The sequence below is a fragment of the Phytoactinopolyspora endophytica genome (assembly GCF_004138495.1).
Lineage (GTDB): Bacteria > Actinomycetota > Actinomycetes > Jiangellales > Jiangellaceae > Phytoactinopolyspora > Phytoactinopolyspora endophytica.
Genome location: NZ_ML142853.1, coordinates 338,453 through 341,741, shown reverse-complemented (window position 1 = coordinate 341,741; position 3,289 = coordinate 338,453). Strand labels below are relative to the sequence as shown.

At 67.8% G+C, this 3,289-nt stretch carries 2 protein-coding genes; both read left to right on the top strand.

Annotation, left to right across the window (positions count from 1 at the left end):
• Positions 1-237 precede the first annotated feature (237 nt).
• On the top strand, positions 238-2,925 hold the full coding sequence (gene ppdK / locus ELR45_RS12365) for a pyruvate, phosphate dikinase (RefSeq protein WP_129666332.1): 2,688 nt from the start codon (positions 238-240) through the stop codon (positions 2,923-2,925).
• Positions 2,926-3,061: 136 nt separating this feature from the next.
• A partial coding sequence (locus ELR45_RS35065; RefSeq protein ID WP_165367710.1) for a hypothetical protein occupies positions 3,062-3,289 on the top strand: 228 nt, incomplete at its 3' end.

Genomic DNA, 3,289 nt, shown 5'->3' with positions numbered 1-3,289 from the left:
TCTACAAATGGTCTAATCGCTCTCCGTTTCGATGACCGGTCGCTGGTTAAGCTCCCGCACAACCTTGTACTCAGCGCCGACGTACGTCAGTCAGGACAGCCAGAATGGCGGTGCGGACGCCTTGGCCGGGCGGCGGCACCGCCGGAGAAGACCGTAGCCAGTTCCCGGTAGCACGGACGGCAACCCGACGCCGCCGGTGCACCGGGGCAACCGCCGTCACGCCTGGAGGGCCGGCCCGTGCATCAGTACGTATTCGACTTCTCACAAGGAAGCAAAGACGACAAGGACCTGCTTGGAGGGAAGGGAGCGAACCTCGCCGAGATGACCCGGCTCGGGCTGCCCGTCCCGCCCGGCTTCACGATCAGTACGGCCGCGTGCCGCCATTACCTGACGACGGGCTTCGAGCCGGACGAACTGCACCGACAGGTCGGAACGCATCTGGCCGAGCTGCAGGAACGCGTGGGCAGACGGCTTGGCGATCCCGAGGATCCGCTGCTGGTCTCAGTGCGCTCAGGGGCCAAAGTCTCCATGCCGGGCATGATGGAAACGGTGCTCAACGTGGGGCTCACCGACATCTCCGTGATCGGCCTCGCCGCACATTCCGGCGACCCGCGGTTCGCCTGGGACTCGTACCGCCGTCTCATCCAGATGTTCGGCACCACGGTTCTGGGCATCGACGCGGAGAACTTCGACGACCGGCTCGAAGCACGCAAGAAGTCTCGCAATGTCGACTCGGACGTCGAGCTCGACGTCTCCGACATGAAATTCCTCGTACAGGAGTACAAAGACCTCGTCTTCGCGGAGACCGGCCGGGACTTCCCGCAGGATCCGCGGCAGCAGCTCGACCTCGCCATCCGCGCCGTGTTCGACTCGTGGAACACCGAGCGTGCCAAGATCTACCGCCGCCAGGAACGCATCCCGGACGATTCCGGAACCGCCGTGAACGTGTGCACGATGGTTTTCGGCAACCTCGGCTCCGACTCGGGCACCGGCGTCGCGTTCACGCGTGACCCGGCCACCGGCGCTCAGGGCATTTACGGTGACTACCTGCCCAACGCGCAGGGTGAGGACGTCGTCGCCGGGATCCGCAACACCCTGGCGCTCGCGGACCTGGAGCAGCTCGACAAAGCCTGCTACGACGAACTGCTCGGCATCATGGCCAGGCTCGAACGCCATTACCTCGACCTGTGTGACATCGAGTTCACCATCGAGCGCGGGAAGCTGTGGATGCTGCAGACCCGGGTCGGGAAGCGAACAGCCGCCGCGGCGTTCCGGATCGCCGCGCAGCTGGTCGACGAGGGCCTCATCGACCAGGACGAAGCGCTCCGCCGGGTCACCGGGCAACAGCTGGCGCAGTTGATGTTCCCGCAGTTCGACCCGGACGCCCCCCGCGAGCTCATCGCCACCGGGATGGCTGCGAGTCCCGGTGCGGCCGTAGGCAAGGCGGCCTTCGACTCCGCCACGGCCGTGGCCTGGGCGGACGAGGGCGAGGACGTGATCCTGGTCCGTCGCGAGACGAACCCGGACGATCTGCGCGGCATGGTCGCGTCCCGCGGAGTCCTGACCTCGCGCGGGGGCAGGACCAGCCACGCCGCCGTCGTCGCGCGTGGCATGGGGCGCACCTGCGTCACCGGCGTCGACGCGCTCCGGGTCGACCCTGGGGCGCGCCAATTCAGCACGCAGGACGGCGCCCGTGTCGTGGAAGGCGACGTCATCTCGATCGACGGCAGCAACGGAGAGGTCTACCTCGGAACGGTGCCGGTCGTGCCGTCGGCGGTCGTCGACGCCTTGCACGGTGAGAGCGTGGCCGAGGCCGATGACCAGGCTCCGGTTGTGGACGCCGTGCTGCGCCTGATGGACCTGGCGGACCAGCAGCGAAGGCTGGGTGTCCGGGCGAACGCCGACACACCCGACGACGCGCGTCGCGCCCGCCGCCTGGGCGCCGCCGGAATCGGGCTCTGCCGGACCGAGCACATGTTCCTGGGCCCCCGCCGGAAGGTAGTCGAGCGGTTGATCCTGGCCCGGACCGCTGAGCAGCGTGAGACCGCCCTGGAAGAGCTACGCCCGCTGCAGCGCGCCGACTTCACCGAGATCCTGGAGGCGATGGACGGGCTGCCGGTCACGATACGGCTGCTCGATCCGCCGTTGCACGAGTTCCTGCCCGATCTGACCGACCTCTCGGTCAAGGTGGCCGTCGCGGAAGCCACCGGAACACCGGACCAGGAGGCGGCAGAGCTGCTCGCGGAGGTTCAGCGGCTGCACGAACAGAATCCGATGCTGGGCATGCGCGGTGTCCGGCTGGGCCTGGTGATCCCGGAGCTGTTCGCTCTCCAGGTGCGCGCCATCGCCGAGGCGACCGCCGAGCTGCGCTCCCGGGGGCTCGATCCGTGCCCGGAGATCATGGTGCCGCTGGTCGCCGCCGTCCAGGAGCTGGAGTCGGTCCGCGAGATGGCCCAGGAGACCATCGGCGACGTCGCTACCGCTGCCGGGTACGAGCTGTCCATCCCGATCGGGACGATGATCGAGCTGCCCCGGGCGACGATGACGGCAAGCCAGATCGCGGAGGCCGCCGAGTTCTTCTCCTTCGGGACCAACGACCTGACTCAGACCGCGTGGGGCTTCTCCCGGGATGACGTTGAGGCCGCCTTCTTCCCCACCTACCTGGAACGCGGGATATTCGGGGTGAGCCCGTTCGAGTCGATCGACGCCGAGGGCGTGGGGCGCCTGGTGTCGATCGCGGCCTGGGAGGGCAAGGAGGCCCGGCCCGATCTCAAGATCGGTGTCTGCGGCGAGCACGGTGGGGACCCGGCGTCCATCCACTTCTTCGAGTCGATCCTGCTGGACTACGTCTCGTGCTCCCCGTTCCGGGTGCCAGTGGCGCGGTTGGAGGCCGGTAGGGCACGCCTCTCCGACGAGCGGTCCTGAGCCGGTGGGAAGGGAGGGGCGTTCTAGGCCGAATTGTTACATATCGTTCTAGTTCGTGCTGGTGTGGTTCTGCTAGATTCCGGCAAGATCCTTCTGAGAATGGGCGGGCAGGAAGAGACATCCGGGGGGCGGTGAGGTGAGGCGATCGCGTGCCGTGCTCGGCGCGAGCATGCTGGTGCTCGTCGCGCCGTTGGCCGCCGGGGGCGAGAGTCTGGGGGCCGCGGCGGCCGGCTCGTCGTCGGCGTGTTCGGTTTTCGGTGCCGACATCACCGGGCGTGTCAGCGGGACACTGTCCGCGGACAACAAGCGGCTCGACGTCGCCCTGAACAACGACGATCTCCTGCTCACGGCGGTGAATGTATCG